This is a genomic window from Enterococcus sp. AZ177, from assembly GCF_050544585.1.
Classification (GTDB): Bacteria; Bacillota; Bacilli; order Lactobacillales; family Enterococcaceae; genus Enterococcus_L; species Enterococcus_L plantarum.
Map to the genome: position 1 here is coordinate 689,310 of NZ_CP172944.1, position 19,270 is coordinate 708,579.

Annotated in this window: 19 protein-coding genes; 18 read left to right on the plus strand and 1 reads right to left on the minus strand. The window is 35.5% G+C overall.

Going from position 1 to position 19,270, the window contains the following annotated elements:
* Window positions 1-2: 2 nt before the first annotated feature.
* The 15 genes from IGJ34_RS03345 (at window position 3) to IGJ34_RS03415 (ending at window position 13,990) form a co-directional block, all read left to right on the plus strand.
* Window positions 3-788, plus strand: a complete 786-nt coding sequence (locus IGJ34_RS03345) for an acetyl-CoA carboxylase carboxyl transferase subunit alpha (protein ID WP_069653320.1) — start codon at window positions 3-5, stop codon at window positions 786-788.
* Between the two features lie 748 nt (window positions 789-1,536).
* Window positions 1,537-2,064 (plus strand): YqeG family HAD IIIA-type phosphatase, encoded by a 528-nt coding sequence (locus tag IGJ34_RS03350; RefSeq protein ID WP_069653321.1) that lies wholly within the window; start codon window positions 1,537-1,539, stop codon window positions 2,062-2,064.
* Window positions 2,061-3,176, plus strand: a complete 1,116-nt coding sequence (gene yqeH / locus IGJ34_RS03355; protein WP_111247656.1) for a ribosome biogenesis GTPase YqeH — start codon at window positions 2,061-2,063, stop codon at window positions 3,174-3,176. Before IGJ34_RS03350 ends, yqeH begins: the two co-directional genes overlap by 4 nt.
* A 31-nt stretch (window positions 3,177-3,207) precedes the next feature.
* Entirely contained in the window at window positions 3,208-3,519 is a 312-nt protein-coding gene (yhbY, locus tag IGJ34_RS03360; protein WP_010773359.1) for a ribosome assembly RNA-binding protein YhbY, read from the plus strand.
* Between the two features lie 19 nt (window positions 3,520-3,538).
* Window positions 3,539-4,183 carry a nicotinate-nucleotide adenylyltransferase gene (locus IGJ34_RS03365; protein WP_430598120.1) on the plus strand — a complete coding sequence of 215 codons (645 nt, stop codon included), beginning with the start codon at window positions 3,539-3,541 and terminating at the stop codon, window positions 4,181-4,183.
* Window positions 4,173-4,775, plus strand: a complete 603-nt coding sequence (gene yqeK, locus IGJ34_RS03370; protein ID WP_430598121.1) for a bis(5'-nucleosyl)-tetraphosphatase (symmetrical) YqeK — start codon at window positions 4,173-4,175, stop codon at window positions 4,773-4,775. Before IGJ34_RS03365 ends, yqeK begins: the two co-directional genes overlap by 11 nt.
* Window positions 4,776-4,883: 108 nt before the next feature.
* Window positions 4,884-5,222 (plus strand): ribosome silencing factor, encoded by a 339-nt coding sequence (rsfS, locus tag IGJ34_RS03375; protein WP_034682970.1) that lies wholly within the window; start codon window positions 4,884-4,886, stop codon window positions 5,220-5,222.
* Window position 5,223: 1 nt separating this feature from the next.
* Window positions 5,224-5,961 (plus strand): class I SAM-dependent DNA methyltransferase, encoded by a 738-nt coding sequence (locus IGJ34_RS03380; protein ID WP_069653325.1) that lies wholly within the window; start codon window positions 5,224-5,226, stop codon window positions 5,959-5,961.
* 125 nt (window positions 5,962-6,086) lie between these two features.
* On the plus strand, window positions 6,087-7,256 hold the full coding sequence (locus IGJ34_RS03385; protein WP_111247659.1) for a nucleotidyltransferase: 1,170 nt from the start codon (window positions 6,087-6,089) through the stop codon (window positions 7,254-7,256).
* A gap of 95 nt (window positions 7,257-7,351) precedes the next feature.
* Window positions 7,352-8,068, plus strand: a complete 717-nt coding sequence (locus tag IGJ34_RS03390; RefSeq protein WP_069653327.1) for a YebC/PmpR family DNA-binding transcriptional regulator — start codon at window positions 7,352-7,354, stop codon at window positions 8,066-8,068.
* Window positions 8,069-8,246: 178 nt separating this feature from the next.
* The gene (locus IGJ34_RS03395) at window positions 8,247-9,224 is read left to right on the plus strand and encodes a LacI family DNA-binding transcriptional regulator (RefSeq protein ID WP_430598122.1); all 978 of its coding nucleotides are present in this window, start codon (window positions 8,247-8,249) and stop codon (window positions 9,222-9,224) included.
* 214 nt (window positions 9,225-9,438) lie between these two features.
* On the plus strand, window positions 9,439-10,761 hold the full coding sequence (locus IGJ34_RS03400; RefSeq protein WP_430598123.1) for an ABC transporter substrate-binding protein: 1,323 nt from the start codon (window positions 9,439-9,441) through the stop codon (window positions 10,759-10,761).
* 13 nt (window positions 10,762-10,774) lie between these two features.
* Window positions 10,775-11,659, plus strand: a complete 885-nt coding sequence (locus tag IGJ34_RS03405; protein ID WP_069653330.1) for a carbohydrate ABC transporter permease — start codon at window positions 10,775-10,777, stop codon at window positions 11,657-11,659.
* Complete coding sequence (locus IGJ34_RS03410) at window positions 11,656-12,504, plus strand: carbohydrate ABC transporter permease (protein ID WP_206838339.1); 849 nt, start codon at window positions 11,656-11,658, stop codon at window positions 12,502-12,504. The genes IGJ34_RS03405 and IGJ34_RS03410 overlap by 4 nt, the downstream gene beginning before the upstream one ends.
* A 10-nt stretch (window positions 12,505-12,514) precedes the next feature.
* On the plus strand, window positions 12,515-13,990 hold the full coding sequence (locus IGJ34_RS03415) for a glycoside hydrolase family 32 protein (protein ID WP_430598124.1): 1,476 nt from the start codon (window positions 12,515-12,517) through the stop codon (window positions 13,988-13,990).
* Between the two features lie 880 nt (window positions 13,991-14,870).
* Here IGJ34_RS03415 and IGJ34_RS03420 read toward each other — a convergent pair.
* A complete protein-coding gene (locus IGJ34_RS03420) occupies window positions 14,871-15,452 on the minus strand; it encodes a YdcF family protein (protein WP_206838344.1) in 582 nt (193 codons plus the stop codon).
* Window positions 15,453-15,609: 157 nt separating this feature from the next.
* Between IGJ34_RS03420 and IGJ34_RS03425 the strand changes: the two genes are divergently transcribed.
* The 3 genes from IGJ34_RS03425 (at window position 15,610) to IGJ34_RS03435 (ending at window position 19,024) form a co-directional block, all read left to right on the plus strand.
* Entirely contained in the window at window positions 15,610-16,461 is an 852-nt protein-coding gene (locus tag IGJ34_RS03425; RefSeq protein ID WP_430598125.1) for an aminoglycoside 6-adenylyltransferase, read from the plus strand.
* Between the two features lie 409 nt (window positions 16,462-16,870).
* A complete protein-coding gene (locus IGJ34_RS03430; RefSeq protein WP_069653335.1) occupies window positions 16,871-18,343 on the plus strand; it encodes a L,D-transpeptidase family protein in 1,473 nt (490 codons plus the stop codon).
* Between the two features lie 501 nt (window positions 18,344-18,844).
* Window positions 18,845-19,024, plus strand: coding sequence for a 2-hydroxymuconate tautomerase (locus IGJ34_RS03435; protein ID WP_069653337.1), 180 nt, complete (start codon window positions 18,845-18,847; stop codon window positions 19,022-19,024).
* The last annotated feature ends 246 nt before the right edge of the window (window positions 19,025-19,270 follow it).

The following is a 19,270-nucleotide window of genomic DNA, read 5'->3' on the forward strand; positions in this document are numbered from 1 at the left end:
CGATGGAAAAAACAGCCAATGATATTGTCACCTTAGCTCGAGCACAGGATCGGTATACTACTTTAGAATATATTGCAGCAATTTTTGATGATTTTATGGAATTTCATGGTGATCGATACTTTGGTGATGACCTGGCAATTGTTGGTGGCATTGCAACATTGGAAGAAAAACCAGTAACGGTTGTAGGCATTCAAAAAGGGCGTAATTTACCAGAGAATATCGAACGAAATTTTGGTGCTCCTCATCCAGAAGGGTATCGTAAAGCTTTAAGGTTAATGAAACAAGCAGAAAAATTTGGACGTCCAGTGGTAACATTTATCAATACAGCAGGAGCGTATTGCGGTATTGAGGCAGAAGAACGTGGTGAAGGTGAGGCAATTGCAAGAAATTTAATCGAGATGTCTGATTTGAGCGTTCCAATTATTGCAATTATTATTGGTGAAGGCGGAAGCGGCGGTGCATTAGCACTTGCAGTAGGTGACGAAGTTTGGATGCTAGAGCACACGATTTATGCTGTCCTTTCTCCTGAAGGATTTGCATCGATTTTATGGAAAGACGGCAGTCGCGCTAAAGAAGCAGCAGAACTAATGAAAATTACAGCGACAGAATTAAAAGAATTAACGATTATTGATCGAGTGATTCCAGAAGAAATGAATGGCGAAGTCTTAGAACAATCGAAAATCAATCGGATGATCCAAAAAGCACTTATTAGTAAGTTCTCTGAGCTATCTAAATTAGAAACAAATGTGCTGTTAGAAAATCGTTACCAACGTTTCCGTAAATATTAATCAAGGATAAAAAAGAGAGTGGAATGAAGTACGGTAGGTACTGTATAATAACAACTCGTACCCCGTGGACTTCTAATGTAATAAGAGGGAATTCAGGAAAATGGTGGGATTGTTTCTTTGCTTTTGAGGGATTCCAGTCAATTTCAGTTTGTTTTTGAAGCCATCAAATTTTTAGTACTTAGAATGCGATGTGATCGAAGTGTAACAAAGCTGTCGCTTCTCTTTTCACTTTATATAAGATAGGGACATGACTCTAAGAGCTATGTTCCTATCTTTTTTATTGTGAATAAACTTTATATACTATGATGTCACCCCTAAATTAAAGGTGATTTTCCACCATTTTCAGGTTTTTTCATAGGTTAATGCAAATAGACCTTTTCAAATACTAAAACATGCGGATTTTTATTTGGTCTGTGTGTGTTAATTTTATTCACGTTGTATCAAAGATTTTTTATAAAGCGGTATCGTTGTTTTTTTTCGAGAACAAAAAGATTGACGAATGATTGTTCTATTTTGACAGGCATTCAATTTTCTCTTTTATTTGTATGGAAAAGTTTACCATGAAAAACAGTGGAAAGACAAAACCATGTAATCTCGATTATTTAATCATTATTGAGTCTTATGAAAACTTATGATAAGCATTTATAGAAATTTTTAAGGAAATGCAGTATAATACAAATTGGAGGAGTGCTAGCTTAGTACTCCTTTCACTATGAAAAAGTTCATCGTGGAGATGAGAGGAGTTACTATGTTTTCAAAATTTAAACCAACTTGGATGGTTGATGCGATTTATAAAATCACGCCAAACCAATTAAAAAAATTAGGGATCAAAGCTGTATTGACCGATTTGGACAATACATTGATTGCGTGGGATAACCCAGATGGAACCGAAGAATTGCTGACATGGATTCTGGAAATGAAAAATGCCGGGATTCCTGTTGTGGTCGTTTCAAATAATAAATCTAGCCGCATAAAACGTGCAGTAGAGAAATTTGATCTTGAGTATGTTTCTAGAGCGTTGAAACCTTCGACAAGAGGATTTAGAGAAGCTGAAAAAAAACTGAATATGAAGCCAGAAGAATTAGTAATGGTCGGTGATCAGATCATGACGGATATTCGGGGGGCAAATGCTGCAGGAATCAGAAATATTTTAGTGCGTCCAATTGTTGATACGGATGGTTGGAATACAAGAATCAATCGATTCTTTGAGCGAAAAATCATGAAGCATTTAGCGAAGAAACATCCAGATATGGTATGGAAAGGCGGACTAGAATGAGTGAGCAAGAAGCAATTCATTGTATCGGTTGCGGTGCAATCATTCAAACAGATCAGCCCGATGAACTAGGCTACACGCCAAAGGCTGCTTTTGAAAAAGGGATGGAGACAGGGGAAGTGTATTGCCAACGCTGTTTTCGTTTAAGACACTATAATGACATTCAAGATGTTCAATTGACAGATGATGATTTTTTACGTCTGTTAAATGAATTGGGCAAAGAAGATGCCCTGATCGTAAATGTGGTTGATATTTTTGATTTTAACGGTTCATTGATTCCTGGTTTACATCGTTTTATCGGAGATAATCCAGTATTGATGGTGGGAAACAAAGTTGATATTCTACCAAAATCATTGAAGAAACCAAAAATGGTCCAATGGATGAGAGAGCGTGCTCATGAAGAAGGGTTACGTCCAGTCGATGTTTTGTTAACTAGTGCCAAGAAACCACAAGAAATGGAAAATTTACTTGAAACGATTGAAAAATATCGTGATGGTAAAGATGTTTATGTGGTCGGTGTAACAAATGTTGGTAAATCAACATTAATCAATCAAATCATTAAACAAACAGCTGGTGTTCAAGATGTTATCACAACATCACAATTTCCAGGTACAACATTGGATAAAATCGAAATTCCTTTAGAGGACGGACATTTCTTGATTGACACACCAGGAATCATTCATCGTCATCAAATGGCACATTATCTTGGGAAAAAGGATTTAAAAATCATTGCACCACAAAAAGAGATCAAACCAAAAGTGTATCAGCTGAATCCAGAGCAAACACTATTTTTAGGTGGTTTAGCTCGATTTGACTTTATTCAAGGGGAACGTAGTTCGTTTATTGCCTATGTGTCAAATGACTTATCGATCCACCGTACGAAATTGGTTACAGCAGACGACTTCTATGAGAAACATGTTGGTGGGTTATTACAACCGCCGCGTCCAGATGAAGTAGCAGAATTTCCAGAGTTAGTCCGTTTTGAATTTTCGATCAAAGAAAAAACAGATATCGTATTCGCGGGACTGGGCTGGATCACGGTAACCGAACCCGGTGTCGTTGCTGGCTGGGCACCAAAAGGCGTAGATGTTTTAAGAAGAAAAGCGTTGATTTAACCATAAGTGAGAACAGAGAGAAGGAAAATTAGTGGATTTAAGAGGAAAACAAAAGCGTTTTTTACGCAGTCAAGCGCACCATTTACAACCAATTTTTCAAATTGGTAAAGGCGGCTTAAATTCTGCGATGGTGGTACAAATCAATGAAGCATTGGAAAAACGCGAATTGATCAAAGTAACATTATTACAAAATACCGACGAGATAGCTGAAGATGTAGCAGAAGCATTAAAAGCAGATATTCATTGCGATATCGTTCAAATTATCGGCCGCGTATTAGTGTTATTTAAACCATCATCTAACGAAAAATACCAAAAGATCTCTAAAGAAGTTAAAGCAATTTAAAAACTTGGAGGTAAGAAAAATGGGGACAAATACGAATGCAGCATTAAAAGCAGAAGTAATTGTGGAAGAAGCAGAGCTTTTTCAAAAGCGTAAACAGGTAGGAATATTAGGTGGAAATTTTAATCCAGTTCATGTGGCTCATTTAGTAATGGCCGACCAAGTGCAACAGCAACTTGGGTTGGACAAAGTCTATTTGATGCCTACTTATTTACCGCCTCATATAGATGAAAAAAAGACGATCGATAGCAAACATCGATTAGCAATGTTGGAATTAGCCATTTCTGATAATCATAACTTAGCGATTGAGCCCATCGAGTTGTTTCGCAAGGGGAAAAGCTATACCTATGATACGATGAAAGCTTTAACACAAAACAATCCAGATACGGATTACTATTTTATCATTGGCGGAGACATGGTAGAATATTTACCAAAGTGGTATAAAATCGATGAATTGATGACGTTAACTAATTTTGTGGGGATTCGGCGTCCTCATTATGGAACGGGCACACCTTATCCAATTATTTGGGTAGACGTTCCCCAAATGGATATCAGCTCAACAGTGATTCGGGAAAAAATTAAAAATGGTTGTTCTACGCGCTACCTATTGCCTGATAGTGTGATACACTATATAGAAGAGAAGGAGCTGTATGTAGATGGATTTTAGCGGAAAGTATACATCGTTTAAACGCGAAGAATTGATGCAAGAAGTTCAGATGCATATGAGTGAGCGCCGGTTTCAACATGTTTTAGGCGTAGAAGAAACGGCCATTGCTCTGGCAGCTAAATACGGTGCGTCTGAGGAGAAGGCTAGTATTGCGGCATTGACTCACGATTATGCGAAAGAACGTCCGGATGAAGAGTTTGAAATGATTATCCTACGTGATGGCTATAATCAGGATTTACTGAATTATGGGAATGCAATTTGGCACGGACTTGTTGGTGCAAGCATGGTTCAACGAGAACTAGGCATAGAGGACGAAGAGATTTTAGAAGCGATTCGTCTGCATACGACAGGTGCAGCTAAAATGAGCTTGCTGGATAAAATCATTTATGTTGCAGATTACATCGAACCAGGTCGTAATTTTCCTGGTGTAAATGAAGCACGTGAATTGGCTTTAGTCGATTTAGATGAAACCGTTGCATATGAAACAAAACATACATTGTTACATCTTATTGAAAAAGAACAAAAAATTTATCCCAAAACAATTGAGACATATAATTACTGGGTAGCTAGAAAAGCTACTTTGAGAAACTAGCTCAAAGAAAAGCTGATTGAGCTCGTTCATCACTGTTAGAACTCTTTCAGCATCAAAAACAAAAATTAAATTTAATAATAGGAGGAAACCATCATAGATAGTCAACAGATTTTAGAAATCGCTGTAAAAGCAGCTGATTCAAAACGAGCAGAGGAAATTGTGGCTTTAGATGTGCATGAAATATCACTTTTAGCAGATTACTTTATGATTTGCCAAGCAACAAGTGAACGTCAAATCAATGCCATCGTGGAAGAAATTATTGAAAAAGAAGAAGAAGCAGATGTAGAAGTAAAACGAATTGAAGGAAAAGATGGCGGTAAGTGGGTATTGATCGACTTAGGTGATATCATTGTTCATGTCTTCCAATCAGCGGAACGTGGATTTTACAATTTAGAAAAACTTTGGTCAGATGCTCCAATGGTCGATCTACACGCTTGGGTCGAGTAATATGACATATGAAACATTTGCTTTTGTTTACGACGAAGTAATGGATGATAGTCTCTATGATCAATGGCTAGCATTTTCAAAACGTCATTTGCCAGAAGGAAAAATGGATGTTTTAGAAATGGCTTGTGGGACTGGTGCGTTAGCTGTGAATTTCGCCAAAGCAGGGTTTACCGTAACCGCATTGGATTTATCTGAAGAAATGTTGATGATGGCCAGCAAACGAGCTGCTGAAGAGGAAGTTTATGTTCAGTTTGTTCAAGGTAACATGATGGATTTATCAGAAATGGGTCAATATCATGCGATTACTTGTTTTTCAGATTCGCTATGCTACATGTCAAACCGTCAAGAAGTTCAACAAGTATTTGACGATGTCTATCAAGCGCTAGAAGAAGATGGGGTCTTTATTTTTGATGTCCATTCGGTTTACCAAGTAGACAAAGTATTTCCAGAATACAGTTATCATTACCAAACAGAAGAATTTGCCTTTTTATGGGATAGTTATCCTGGTGAGAAAGAACATAGTATTGAACATTTTCTAACGTTCTTTGTAAAAGAACAAGAAAATGATGAAGTATTTATCCGTCAAGATGAACTACATCAAGAACGGACATATACAATGGAAAACTATTTAATGATGCTAGAGAGTGCAGGGTTCATGAATGTTGAAGTCTACGCTGATTTCGCAGACACTGCACCTACAGAAGAAAGTAAGCGTTGGTTTTTCGTTTGTAAAAAATAGGTTAAAAGATAAGTAAGCAGAACTTTTAAAAGTGTTGCTTGCTTATTTTTCTTTGGTTTCAGTAATAAATTAAACATGGTATGATGGAGTTCTAATAGAAATGATCTGAATGAAGGAGAATCAAAATGAAAAGTTGCGGTATTATTGTGGAATACAATCCTTTTCATAACGGACATCACTACCATGCGAAAATGGCGCGAGAAATGAGTGGAGCAGAGGTAGTGATTGCTGTGATGAGTGGGAACTTTTTACAACGAGGTGAACCTGCTATTATTGACAAATGGACACGGGCCGAAGAAGCATTAAATCATGGTGTTGATTTAGTTATTGAATTGCCCTTTGCATATGCTGTACAATCAGCAGATTATTTTGCTGCAGGCGGAGTCAAGCTACTTCAAGCTTTACAGTGTGATGCACTATGTTTTGGTACAGACAACCACGCAGAGATGGATTATAAGTTGTTTGGGGAGTTTGTGAACAAGAATCAGACAAAAATCGACGAAGCTTATCAACAAATTAAAAACAATGGATTGAGTTATCCACAACAAATGACAGAAGTTTTTCGTAAGCTGTATCCAAAAAATGGGTTAGATTTTTCTTCTCCTAATCACATTTTAGGCTTAAGTTATGCCAAAGAAAATGCAACGTATGAAAAGCCGATGATGTTGTATCCGTTAAAAAGAGAACAAGCAGGATATCATGATACTACTATATATCAGAATTTTGCTAGCGCTACTGCAATCCGAAAGGCGGTTTTCTCTGATGAATTAGATCAAATCCGGCAAGTGCTACCAACACAAGTGGCAATAGATTTAGTGAATTCAGCGACTGTCTCTTGGGAAACGTATTGGCCGCTATTAAAATACAAGTTGATTAGTAGTTCGATTATAGAATTAAAAGCGATTTATCAAATGAAAGAGGGCATCGAGTATCGGCTACAAGAAGCTGCTAAAACTTCTGATTCTTTTCAAGCTTTTATGGAAAAAGCAAAAACAAAGCGCTATACTTGGACACGATTACAACGATTAGCGACGTACAGTTTAAATAATGTAACACAGCAGGAAATAGAAAATTCTTGGAACCATAGTTTTATACAAGTCCTTGGTTTCACTGAAAAAGGTCAGCGTTATTTGCGAGAAAAAAAGAAGGATCTTGCTTTACCACTAATTACAAAAGTGTCCAAGAATTTAAATTCTGAATTAGCGGTAGATATTCGCAGCAACCAGGTTTATCAGTTAGGCGATCATCGCATTTTAGAACAAAGTTTTGGTCGTTTTCCAATTCGTATCTCTTAAAAGCAAAAAACACTTAACAAAAGTTCGTTTGCCAAGTATAATAAGAAAGGCAATACAATCAAAAAAATACTAATGAATGAAAGCGAAGTGAGAATATGGGTCGTAAGTGGGCAAATATTAAAGAGAAAAAAGCTGCCAAAGACGCAAATAACAGTCGAGTTTATGCAAAATTCGGTATTGAAATTTACGTAGCAGCGAAATCGGGTGATCCTGACCCTCAAGCAAATCAGAAATTACGGTTTGTTATCGAGCGCGCAAAAACATATAATGTTCCAAAACATATCATTGATCGAGCAATCGAAAAAGCCAAAGGTTCTGGTGATGAGCAATATTCTGAGTTGCGTTATGAAGGATTTGGGCCAAACGGTTCAATGGTCATCGTAGATGCTTTGACAAATAATGTAAATCGTACTGCTTCAGATGTCCGTGCTGCATTTGGTAAAAACGGCGGTAATATGGGTGTCAGCGGTGCTGTAGCCTATATGTTCGATCATACAGGTGTGATTGGATTTGCAGGCGATGATGCAGATGAAATCCTTGAATATTTGATGGAAAAAGAGATCGATGTTCGTGATGTAACCGAAGAAGAAGGTCAGATCATCGTTTATACAGAGCCGGAAGATTTACATGCAGTGCAAGAAGTGCTAAAAGAAAAAGGGATCGAAGAATTCTCCGTAGCAGAATTAGAGATGATTGCACAAAATGACGTGGAATTAACGGGAGAAGATTTAGAGCAATTTGAACGAATGATCGATGTTTTAGAAGAGCTAGATGATGTTCAAAAAGTGTATCATAACGTTGATCTAGATTAGTTCTAGAATCTTGAGTTATAACTTTGTAGAAATCTAATTTTGAGATTACTACAAAGTTATAGCTTATTTTGCATAAGAAAATAATTATAGGATTTTTGCTTCTATTTTTTGGAATCGTTTCCCTATTTTTGACATAATATGTTACAATTTTAATCAGTATTAAGAAAGCAGGGATAGGATGAAAGCAACGATGAAAGATGTTGCCGCATTAGCTGGAGTGGGAGTTGGAACTGTTTCTAGAGTCATTAATGGTGTAAAAGTAAAAGAAATTACTAGAAAAAAAGTTGAAGCTGCTATCAATGAATTATCTTACGAACCTGATGAATATGCTCGAGCTTTAAAAACAAATCGAAGTAATACGTTAGCATTAATTCTTCCAACAATCTGGCATCCTTTTTTCTCAGAACTTGCCTATTACATTGAAGAAGAATTAAGTAAAAAAGGCTATAAGCTTTATTTGTGCAATGCTGATGGTGATCCAGAAAAAGAGTATGAATATATTCAAATGGTCAAGCAAAATAAAGTTGATGGAATCATCGGGATTACTTATTCTGATGTAGATAAATATGTATCGTCTAATTTACCGTTTGTTAGTATAGATCGACATTTTTCAGAAGACGTGACGTATGTGACCTCAGACAATTTTGCTGGGGGCATGTTAGCTGCTAAAGAATTAGTCATGCGAGGATGTAAAAGCGTAGCATACATAGGCGGTTTCTCACCATTTCCAAATGAAACGGTGAATCGGCGAGAAGGGTTCTTAGCATATTGTAGAGACAAAAAGATACCGTTCAAAATACTGGATATGCCAGAACCAATCACAGATTTACGAGACCAAATTTTACGATTTATCAAGGAAAACGATACGATTGACGGTATTTTTACAGTCAATGATTTCATGGGATTAACCGTTTTGGAAACATTAGAAACAATTGCTAAAACAGCACCTAAGGATTTTCAGTTAATAGGATTTGATGGTGTAAGAATGGCTCAAGAAAGAAAATATACACTGTCAACAATTGCTCAATCTGTTCCATTGATGGCAACTACAGCAGTTGATGCTATCTTGAATAAAATAAAAGGAGTAGAAGTTCCTAAGAGAATTATTTTGCCTGTGACGTTTGTTTCGAATGGTACAACGATTCAAAAGGAATAGAGTAGCGATAATCAGTTTTTTGTGTTTAGGATGGTACTTCTTACTTCATTCTAGACACTATTGTTTTTATCTGAAATTTAGAAGTGGATACTAGTTAAAATGCAGTTGACAGAAAACGTTTTCAATGGTATCCTTTTTTTATCAATTAATGAAACGTTTCCATTGTTGATTTTAGGATAAAATGGAAACGTTTCAGATTTGGGGGATTCGATAAATGAAAAAGTATTTTTACCAGCTCATAGCAGTAGTCGTTGCCGTTTTATTTATTTTTTCTGGATGTGGAAACGTTTCAAAAGAATCTGAGAATCAAATGAAAAATGAAGGGGACATAAAAATTTGGGTTCAGTTTTCGGATGAAACGCCTGAAGGGAAAGCTTGGCAGAAAATTGTGGATAATTTTAATCAAGAATACCAGGGTAAATATAATGCCATTACTGAATATATTCCAAGAAGCGGTAGTGGTGGTGGCTATGAAGACAAGGTGAATGCTGCAATCACAACGAGTAGTTTGCCAGATGTCCTCACTCTGGATGGCCCAAATACGGCAGCATATGCTAACGCTGGTGTAATTGAACCTTTAGATGATTATCTAGATGATGCAAATATGGATGATGTACTTGATAGTATCATTCAACAAGGAACTTATAATAAGAAATTTTATGCATTTGGTTTTTCTGAGTCTAGTGTTGGTATTTATTACAACAAGCAATTATTTAGAAAGGCTGGCATCAAAGAGGAGTCCCTCCCAACTTTAGATAAACCTTGGACTTGGAATGAATTTCAGGAGGTTTGCCAAAAATTAGTGAATAAATATGAGTCACCAGCAATAAATATTCAATTAGCATCCAAAGATGAAATGCTTACCTATGCATACACGCCATTTATTTGGTCAAACGGAGGAGAAGTTGTAAATCAAGCGGGTACGGAAGCATTAGGGTATTTTAATGATCCCAAAAGTGCAGAGGCAATTCAATTTATTCAGGATTTAGTGAAAAAAGGATATACAACCAATACCCCAATTGAAAAGGGGTTTGAAACTGGAAAATATCCAATGCTTCTAAGTGGATCATGGACGATAGCTGATTTAAATGAAAATTACAAAGGCCTTGAATATGGTATTTTACCGTATCCTGTATCTGATAAAACGAAAAAATTAGTTTCTCCAACAGGTAGTTGGCAAGTAGCAATGTCTTCTAAAACAGAAGAAAAAGAAGCATCGGCTACATTTATAAAGTATGTCACCAATACAGAATCAAGTAAAATCATGAGTTTGGGGAATAGTGTTTTACCTATTAGAAAATCAACAATCGAATTGATCAAAAATGATGTGTCCAAGGAAATGCGCTTTCTAATGGAACAAAACCAAAAATCAGGTCATGCGCGTCCTGTTGTAGTAGCGTATCCACAAGTTTCCCGTGCATTTCAGCAATCAATTCAAGATGCTAGTTATTATAAAGAAAATCCAGATGTGCAAAAAATAGTGGATGTTCACGCAGAAGAAATGCAGCAAGTTATTGATAGAATGTTGAAGCGATAAAGGAGGAAACGGAATGAATCGTAAACCGACACTCAAGGAAAATTTAGTAGGATATAGTTTTTTAGCACCAGCACTTATTTTATTGACGATTTTTCTTTTGATTCCAGTGGGAATGGTTGCCTACTACGCTTTTACAGACTATTATCTGTTGACACCAGGCAATCGTCAATTCATTGGGTTAGACAACTTTAAACAATTATTTAACGATCCAATTTTTATCAAGAGTATGGTTAATACAGCTAAGTTTGTTATTTGGATCATCCCAGTTCAATTGGGAGCAGCATTAGGGATGGCTCTGATTATCAACAAAAAAAGAAAAGGAAATTTATTATTTAAAGTAGCATTTTTCGCGCCAGTAGTTATGTCTTTGGTTGTTATTTCTATTTTGTGGCTGTATTTATTAAATCCAAATGAAGGGCTTATCAATTCATTATTAATGAAAGTAGGTATTTCAGCTCAACCATTTTTAACGAGTCCTAAACAGGCAATGTACACGATTGTTTTTGTTTCTGCTTGGCAAGGGGCAGGTTATCAAATGCTTCTGTTTTTAGGCGGTATGCAGAATATCCCGCAAGATGTCTATGAAGCCGCTGAAATGGATGGTTTCACAAAATTTCAACAATTTCGTTATATAACACTGCCTTTATTAAAGCCAACAGCCATCTTTGTCTTATTAACAACGCTTATCTCAGCGTTTAAGTTGATTGTTCAGCCAATGGTTATGACCCAAGGTGGACCAATGAATTCTACAATGACCATGGTTTATTATATTTACCAGACAGGCTTCACCGATCGAATGGTAGGTTACTCTAGTTCAATAGCGTTGATTTTTACAACCATGATTGGTTTGATTACGATCGGTCAAAGAAAATTAATTAAGGAGGACAAAGACGAATGAAAAAAAAGGTTGGGCCACTGATGATTTTTGAATATATTTTATTGTTTATTTTAGCGGCACTTTTTATTTTTCCAATGCTTTGGATGATTGTTTCTGCTATGAAATCAAATGCAGAAGTCTACACAAACCTTTCTTCTTTTAAAGCTTTTTTACCTAGTCTAAATCCTGCAAACTGGTTTAAAACCTATCAAGAAGTTATTGAACGATTCAGCATTTGGACATACTTACTAAATAGTATTTTTTATGGCATCACTTTTGCTGGAGGATCGATTATTGTCAATTCATTAGCAGGTTTTGCTTTTGCAAAAATCAATTTTACAGGAAAAAAAGTGATTTTCGGATTCTTGTTAGCACTTTTAATTATCCCAATGGAAACAGTACTGATTCCTCAGTTTACAATTGTAAATACATTAGGGTTAGTTAATAGTCGTATTGCGGTGATTTTACCAGCTATGGCTAGTGCATTTAATATCTATTTATTTAGAAATTTCTTTATTGCAATACCGGAAGAAATCATTGAATCTGCTAAAATCGATGGTGCAAGTATCGTTAAAATCTTTTTCTCAATTATGTTGCCAATGTCAAAACCAGCGGTAGCTACCGTTGGGGTTTTATCCTTTATTGGAAGTTGGAATGACTATATTTGGCCATTAATGGTATTAACAGATAAGAGTAAATTTTCTATGCAAGTGGCTATTACGACGATTAACACGACACAACCTGTGTATATTAATCAAGTTATGGCAGTTTTAACAATTTCGACGATTCCTCTAATCATCATCTATGTTGTCGCCCAAAAATATATCCTACAAGGGTTGGGCGGTTCTGGTACAGGAATTAAATAGGAGAGATAGAATGAAAGAAAAACTCGAACAAGCAAATCAATTTATTGAAGAAAATAAAGGGACAATCAATGATATTTATCGCCAATGCTATCATTTGATGGCCCCAGTCGGTTGGATGAATGATCCAAATGGATTTGTCTATTACAAAGGTGAGTATCATTTGTTTTATCAATATTATCCATACGATAGTGTTTGGGGGCCAATGCACTGGGGACATGCTAAATCAAAAGACTTGATACATTGGCAAGAGCTACCCGTAGCACTAGCGCCTAGTGAAGAATATGATTTAGATGGGTGTTTTTCAGGAAGTGCCATTGAAAAAGATGGAAAACTCTTTTTAATGTACACTGGTCATTACGAACGTGAAGGAATCAAACGAGAAGTTCAGTGTATTGCAGTATCAGATGACGGTATCCATTTTGAAAAATTTTCTGGAAATCCTGTGATTTCGGATCAACATATTAAGGGGATCGCGCCAATTGAAGATTTTCGTGATCCTAAAATAGAGAAACGCAATGGAATCTATTACAGTGTCATTGCTTCAAAAACAACGGATCAACGAGGACAAATTTTATTATTTCAATCGGAAGATCTATTCCTTTGGAAATTTACTTCTGTATTGCTAATAGGAAAACGAGATCAAGGGATCATGTGGGAATGTCCAGACTTATTTCATTTGGATGGAAAAGATGTCTTGTTGATTTCTCCGATTGAAATGAAGAAAAAAGATAATTTATATGAAAATATCAACTCGACAGTAGCTTTTATAGGTGAAGTAGATTGGTTAACGGGCCGTTTTATTGTAGAAAATCACCATGAGATTGATTTTGGCCTAGATTTTTACGCCCCTCAAACTTGTGTAGATGACCAAGGCCGGCGGATCATGATTGCTTGGATGCAGATGTGGGGACGTAACATGCCGACAAATGATTTAGGACATTTCTGGGCAGGGGCTATGACGTTGCCACGTGAACTTCATGTGGTCAATAAAAAATTGATTCAACAACCAATTAATACAATATATGAATTGATTATGGATAAAAAAACTATTATAAAAGAAAAACTAGAGGATTCATCCGTTGAACTAGATGATAATGACGCGAAGCAATTCTATATTGAGTTTAGTGGGATTTTGAGACAAACTAAAACATTAACAATAAAGGTTCTTAGAACGAAGGAGTCTTCTGTTGAACTGATTTACGATCCTAATACTGACTATTTATCTATTAGTCGTGATAGCTTTGGTTTAACAATCACAGGAAATGAAACAGAGCAATTAACAAAGCGTACGGCAAGTGTTCCTTTACTAAATGATAGACTTGTGTTAGAAATATTTAGAGATACATCTTCAATAGAAGTATTTGCAAATGAAATAGCCGTAATGTCTATGAACTTTTATGAAACAGAACAAAGTGAACCTCCGATAGTATCAGTGATGGGGAAAGTTGAACAATTGAGACTAAATTATGGAACAATCAAAATATAATGTAAAAGAAGCCCTTACCGTTGTTGAGCGAAGAAAACATCGATAAGGGCTTCTTTTTACAGCTACTTCGTACTTCTTGCACTCTTTTAGCAAGCGTCAAAGAAGTATAATGAAAAGATCAGGTTGCTTTGATGGTTTTATGAATAGAACTTAGGTTCAAACCAACAATATTTAACGAGTTGTTTGAACCTATGAATGTATAATATACGCGTTCAGTTAAACTAAAAATAAACCCTTCATACACACACTATATGAAGGGAAACACAATATGAAAAAACTAAGAACAAATGGATAATACCATTTTTGTTTTAAATTCTCAAATATTTCGAATTATACATAAAAAATTGAGAATATTGTTATGAATAATATATTTTAGGTAAAAAAAGTGTTCAAGTGATTACTGGTTTTATCTTATATTATTTTTAAACTAGTATATTCTCATATAATTATTTTTGAAACGACTAAATAGTCACTAGTTAGAAAGAGTTGTCACTGTGCAACGAAAAACGGATATAAAAATTGGATTTAGGAAAAAAATTTGAAATAAAGGAAAAAGAAGCAAAAAAAATACAATGCGACTGCCATCAATTTAGATAATGATCCTAAAAATCAATTTTTATGGAGATTCATTGTTGTAATTAGAGTAATAATTCTAGCAATAATCTCAGGGATTATTTATTATTTTAATCAAAAAATGAAGTACGGACAGGGGAAATCAGAGGAATGAAAAAACTCCTAAATCAACCAGAATGATGAAGATTGATCTAGGAACTTATAAGTCAAATTTTTTCAGCCATCTCAGAAGAAGAGAACAATTTGAATTTTTTTAAATATATGACGGGTACAAAAAGACAACGAGAGCAAAAAAATGTCTTGAAACTTAATGATCAAAAAGTAAACCATATCCTAAAGCAACGATTTCTCTAACATATGTTTTAAATCGAGCAGAAGATTTAGAAACTGCTGGTAGTCCGCTGATTTCAGAAATACCCAAACGCTTTGCTAATAGTTTTGAGCGATACATATGAAAGTCGCTTGTAACAATAACGGTATTCCCTAGCGCTTGTTTCTTTTGAGCATTTTGGATGTTTTCTTTAGTACGTGTAGAGGTATCTTCAGTTAAAATTTGTTTTTGTGAAATTCCGTTCGCTCTTAAATATTCCGCCATTACGTTGGCCTCGCTGTCAGGCTCGTCAGATCCCTTACCTCCGCAAACAATAGCAGTTGCCGCTGGATGCTCTTTTAAATAAGGGATTGCTGCGTCTAATCGTTCTTTTAAAACCGTACTTGGATAAGCATGATCTTTTGATGTACCTCTTACTTGTGCACCTAAAATAAGCACAGTATCTGGCGTTGCTGTTGGTTGCTCTTTTGTTCCACTCAAAATAAGGAAAAGAACAAGAGCAGTATATGTAATTCCTAAGCCTATAATAATCAACATCATTCGTTTCACCCATTTCATAACACCACACCCTTTCTTGTCCAGTGTATTAGATAATCAGTGAAAATAGTGAATTCGAACATTGATTTAAAGTTTTTTTAACGATTTCAAGAGAAAGTATAACAGAGTGAGTAAAAATAGCTTATACTCTTTGTAAACCATAATAATGGAGGCAACTATGCGAACTGAAGAAGAAATGTTTACCTTGATTTTAGATACTGCAAAAGATGATTCTAGAGTGCTAGCTGTTGGAATGAACGGTTCTCGAACCAACAAAAATGTGCCAAAAGATCTATTTCAAGATTATGATATTGTTTATATTGTAGAATCAGTGGATAGCTTTCTTAAAGACCAGTCGTGGATCAATCGATTTGGTACACGTTTAATTATGCAGACACCAGAAGATATGGTGTTGTTTTCGCCAACTAAAAATGGAAGATATACTTATTTGATGCTATTTGAAGATGGGAATCGAATCGACCTTACTTTGTGTCCAAAAGAGCAAGCAGAAACTTGGAACGAAGGAGATTGTTTAGCTGAAATTTTGTTGGATAAACATCAATTGTTGCCAAATTTATCAGAAGCGACGGATCAAGAGTACTGGGTCAAACCTCCAAGTCAGGCAGAATTTTTTGATTGTTGTAATGAGTTCTGGTGGGTCAGTACTTATGTGGTCAAAGGGTTGTGTCGGAATGAATTGTTTTATGCGGCGGACCATTTAAATGAAAACTGTCGAAAAGAACTTTTACGGTTGCTTTCTTGGCAAGTTGGGGCAGAAAAAGGGTATCAGTTTAGTGTTGGGAAAAATGATAAATATTTGCCTGATTATTTGACGGAGGAACAATACGATGCTGTTCTAAAAACAATGGATGTTTCTAGTATTCATGCGGCTTGGTCCGCTTTGGTCTCATTACAAAAACAATTTGATTATAACGCCCAGCTATTTTCACAAAAATATGGCTTGGAATATGATCAAAGAACAGCAGAGAAAGTCTTGGAGTATACAGCAAATTTTAATGTAAGTTCTTAAATTAAAGGGATTTTTCGACAAAATAGACAAGGTTTGAGTTCGTTTTTAAAGTTTATTGTAATTAAATTAGAATTTCCCTAAAGATAATGCCAAATAGTCTTTTTTCCTCTACCTAATGTGTGGTAGAATGATAAGTGCACTGTATCGAACTTTGATGGTTGTGGTTTCCTGTTTAGTAGAAATAGTTGAAATTTAAACGTTTATACATAAAAATATGAATTTTTTCTCATATGTAAGCAAATTAATTGAAGAATGAGAGGAATTTAACTAAACTAGCTTTAAAATAAAAGCACTAATAAAAATTTTAGACAATTTAAGGAAGAGTTACTTCCTTTTATTTTATTTCAAAAACAGGGAAAAGCATAAAATCAAAGGAAGCATATAAATCATAAAAAAGGAAGATAGCTCAATGGAAAACGAAGAAACAGTTAGCCGCTCAGAAAAAAATACAAGGGCACCTCAAAACAATAATCACTCACATAATAAAACGAAGAAATGGTTAGTCCCAGTAGTCGGTTTGCTGATTTTTTTGGCATTGATATTTACTGGCGGGTTAGTCTACTTTCAATCACATTTCTTTATCAGTGCGAAGGCAAATGGTGTTGATATCAGTTTGCTAAACACAAAAGATGCGAAAAAGAAGCTTGAAGAACTGAATAAAGCTGAATCTGTTGTCATCAAAGTAAATGATAAAGAAGAAAAAATTACACTACCTGAAAAATATGAAATTACAGAAGAGTATTTAAAACAAAATATTGGGGATCGTTCAATTAAATTACCAATCAATGAAAATTACAAATCAGAACTAAAAAATAAATTAAACGAACTTACCTTCGAAGAAGGAACTCCAAGTCAAGATGCTCGGATCGAAAAAGTGGATGGTAACTATCAAATCATACCAGAACAAGTTGGAACGGTTGTGGATAAAGAAGCATTGATGAACCAAGTGTTAACAGATGTTGATGCGAACAAGGGTAGTTACGTTTATGATGTGAAAGAGTTTTATCAAAAACCAACATTGACAAAAGAGGACAAAGGTCTACAGGAGAGATTAGCTGTATTGTCGAAAAAAGAAAACAAAGCGATCACGCTTGATATTAATGGCGAAAAGTTGGCTCTCACAAAAGAAGAGTTACAGTCATTTATGGATACAAAAGGTGAGGTTGATCAAAATAAGGTTTATGCTTGGGTAGAGCAAACAAACCAAAAATATGGCTCGATTTTCCAACCAATTATTTTTAAAAATGTTCATGGTGTTACCACCAAATATAAAAACAATGGCAGTTACGGCTGGGATATCAATATGCCGCAAACAAGAGATTTGATTGTGCAAGCAATCAATAGTGACAAAGATACTGAGACAATCACTGTACCAATTGATGGCGATGTCAATCAGTCGTCAACAGTTGATAAAGATTATGTTGAGATTGATTTAAATGATCAAAAAATGTATTTCTTCAAAGGCGGCGTAAAAGTTGTCGAAACAGACGTAATCACTGGTCGTTATAATAAAGGAACTGCGACTGTTCCTGGATTCCACACGATTTTATACAAAGATACGGATACAAAATTAGAAGGCGAAATGCTGGATGGATCAAAATACAGTGTACCAGTAAAATATTGGATGCCATTGAAGAGTTTCGGTGGTGTGGTGACTCAAATCGGAATTCATGATGCAGATTACAAAGCAGAATATTTCGGAAACAAAGAAGCCTACAAAACAAACTTCGGGAGTAATGGTTGTATCAATACACCTGGAGACGCAGTGGCGCAAATCTTCAACGGTGCGTATGCTGGAATGCCGGTAATCGTTTATGGACATATATATGACGATGCACCAGGTGAATTTGATAAACCAGTCGATTATGGTGAACCCGTTTAAGAACTATTAAAAGAAGTCCAATTTGGGCTTCTTTTTACTAGCAAAAAAAAAGAAAAGAGAACGGGCGTATGATTCACTGAAACAATTAGAGCTAGCCAAGATTATCACAAGAGAAGTCAAAGTAGCATCAGGAGCGACCACAGATAAAATCGTACTAAATTATGGTTGTTGTAGTGGATTAATTGGTTTAGAAATCGCAGATAGATTAAAAAGAACATATTTGTTTATCCACCAAAAGGACACTTTTCGATTAGTGATTTTGATAAAAATGAAAAAATTAGTCATGAGAAAGTCCATAACAGATTTTCACAAACTGTGTTAAAAGAACAGCTGGAAGAGATAAGTTTTACGTTAGTTTCTAGAGGGATGCTTTATCATGTTGAGAACTGTTATGAAACAATCTGCCTCGAGGTTTTGTTTGAATGCTGAAAAATAATCATAAATTTATAGTAGAACATGTTATTATTGTAGTATCTAGAAAAACTGAACGGAGGAAACGTTATGCCATTTATTCATGTCGAACTGGTTGAAGGTCGCAGTGAAGAACAACTGACAAACATGGTCAAAGAAATCACAGAAGTTGTATCAAAAAATACAGGTGCTCCTCAAGAGAATATCCATGTTATTGTCAATGAGATGAAAAAAGATCGCTACGCACAAGGCGGAAAATGGAAAAAGTAATCATTTTTAATAAATGCTTGCTTTTTAGTTAAAGAAGTGGTTAAATTAACACATAAATGATTGATGAGAAAGACAACTGAACTTGCAAGCAGTCTTTTAGAGAGGAAAATCTCGGCTGAAAATTTTCCAGACCCGCACAAGGAATGACCACTTTTTCCAACCTTTGTCGAAACAAAGGCGGTCGTACCGTTAACACGCTTGAGGAACATGGCTGTTTGCTGTGTTTAAAAATAGGTGGAACCACGA

Bases quoted from the DNA above. Each gene is read 5' to 3' on its own strand.
- IGJ34_RS03345 (WP_069653320.1), top strand. From the start codon at position 3: ATGGAAAAAACAGCCAATGATATTGTCACCTTAGCTCGAGCACAGGAT.
- IGJ34_RS03350 (WP_069653321.1), top strand. From the start codon at position 1,537: ATGTTTTCAAAATTTAAACCAACTTGGATGGTTGATGCGATTTATAAA.
- yqeH (WP_111247656.1), top strand. From the start codon at position 2,061: ATGAGTGAGCAAGAAGCAATTCATTGTATCGGTTGCGGTGCAATCATT.
- IGJ34_RS03365 (WP_430598120.1), top strand. From the start codon at position 3,539: ATGGGGACAAATACGAATGCAGCATTAAAAGCAGAAGTAATTGTGGAA.
- yqeK (WP_430598121.1), top strand. From the start codon at position 4,173: ATGGATTTTAGCGGAAAGTATACATCGTTTAAACGCGAAGAATTGATG.
- IGJ34_RS03380 (WP_069653325.1), top strand. From the start codon at position 5,224: ATGACATATGAAACATTTGCTTTTGTTTACGACGAAGTAATGGATGAT.
- IGJ34_RS03385 (WP_111247659.1), top strand. From the start codon at position 6,087: ATGAAAAGTTGCGGTATTATTGTGGAATACAATCCTTTTCATAACGGA.
- IGJ34_RS03390 (WP_069653327.1), top strand. From the start codon at position 7,352: ATGGGTCGTAAGTGGGCAAATATTAAAGAGAAAAAAGCTGCCAAAGAC.
- IGJ34_RS03395 (WP_430598122.1), top strand. From the start codon at position 8,247: ATGAAAGCAACGATGAAAGATGTTGCCGCATTAGCTGGAGTGGGAGTT.
- IGJ34_RS03400 (WP_430598123.1), top strand. From the start codon at position 9,439: ATGAAAAAGTATTTTTACCAGCTCATAGCAGTAGTCGTTGCCGTTTTA.
- IGJ34_RS03405 (WP_069653330.1), top strand. From the start codon at position 10,775: ATGAATCGTAAACCGACACTCAAGGAAAATTTAGTAGGATATAGTTTT.
- IGJ34_RS03410 (WP_206838339.1), top strand. From the start codon at position 11,656: ATGAAAAAAAAGGTTGGGCCACTGATGATTTTTGAATATATTTTATTG.
- IGJ34_RS03415 (WP_430598124.1), top strand. From the start codon at position 12,515: ATGAAAGAAAAACTCGAACAAGCAAATCAATTTATTGAAGAAAATAAA.
- IGJ34_RS03420 (WP_206838344.1), bottom strand. From the start codon at position 15,452: ATGAAATGGGTGAAACGAATGATGTTGATTATTATAGGCTTAGGAATT.
- IGJ34_RS03425 (WP_430598125.1), top strand. From the start codon at position 15,610: ATGCGAACTGAAGAAGAAATGTTTACCTTGATTTTAGATACTGCAAAA.
- IGJ34_RS03430 (WP_069653335.1), top strand. From the start codon at position 16,871: ATGGAAAACGAAGAAACAGTTAGCCGCTCAGAAAAAAATACAAGGGCA.
- IGJ34_RS03435 (WP_069653337.1), top strand. From the start codon at position 18,845: ATGCCATTTATTCATGTCGAACTGGTTGAAGGTCGCAGTGAAGAACAA.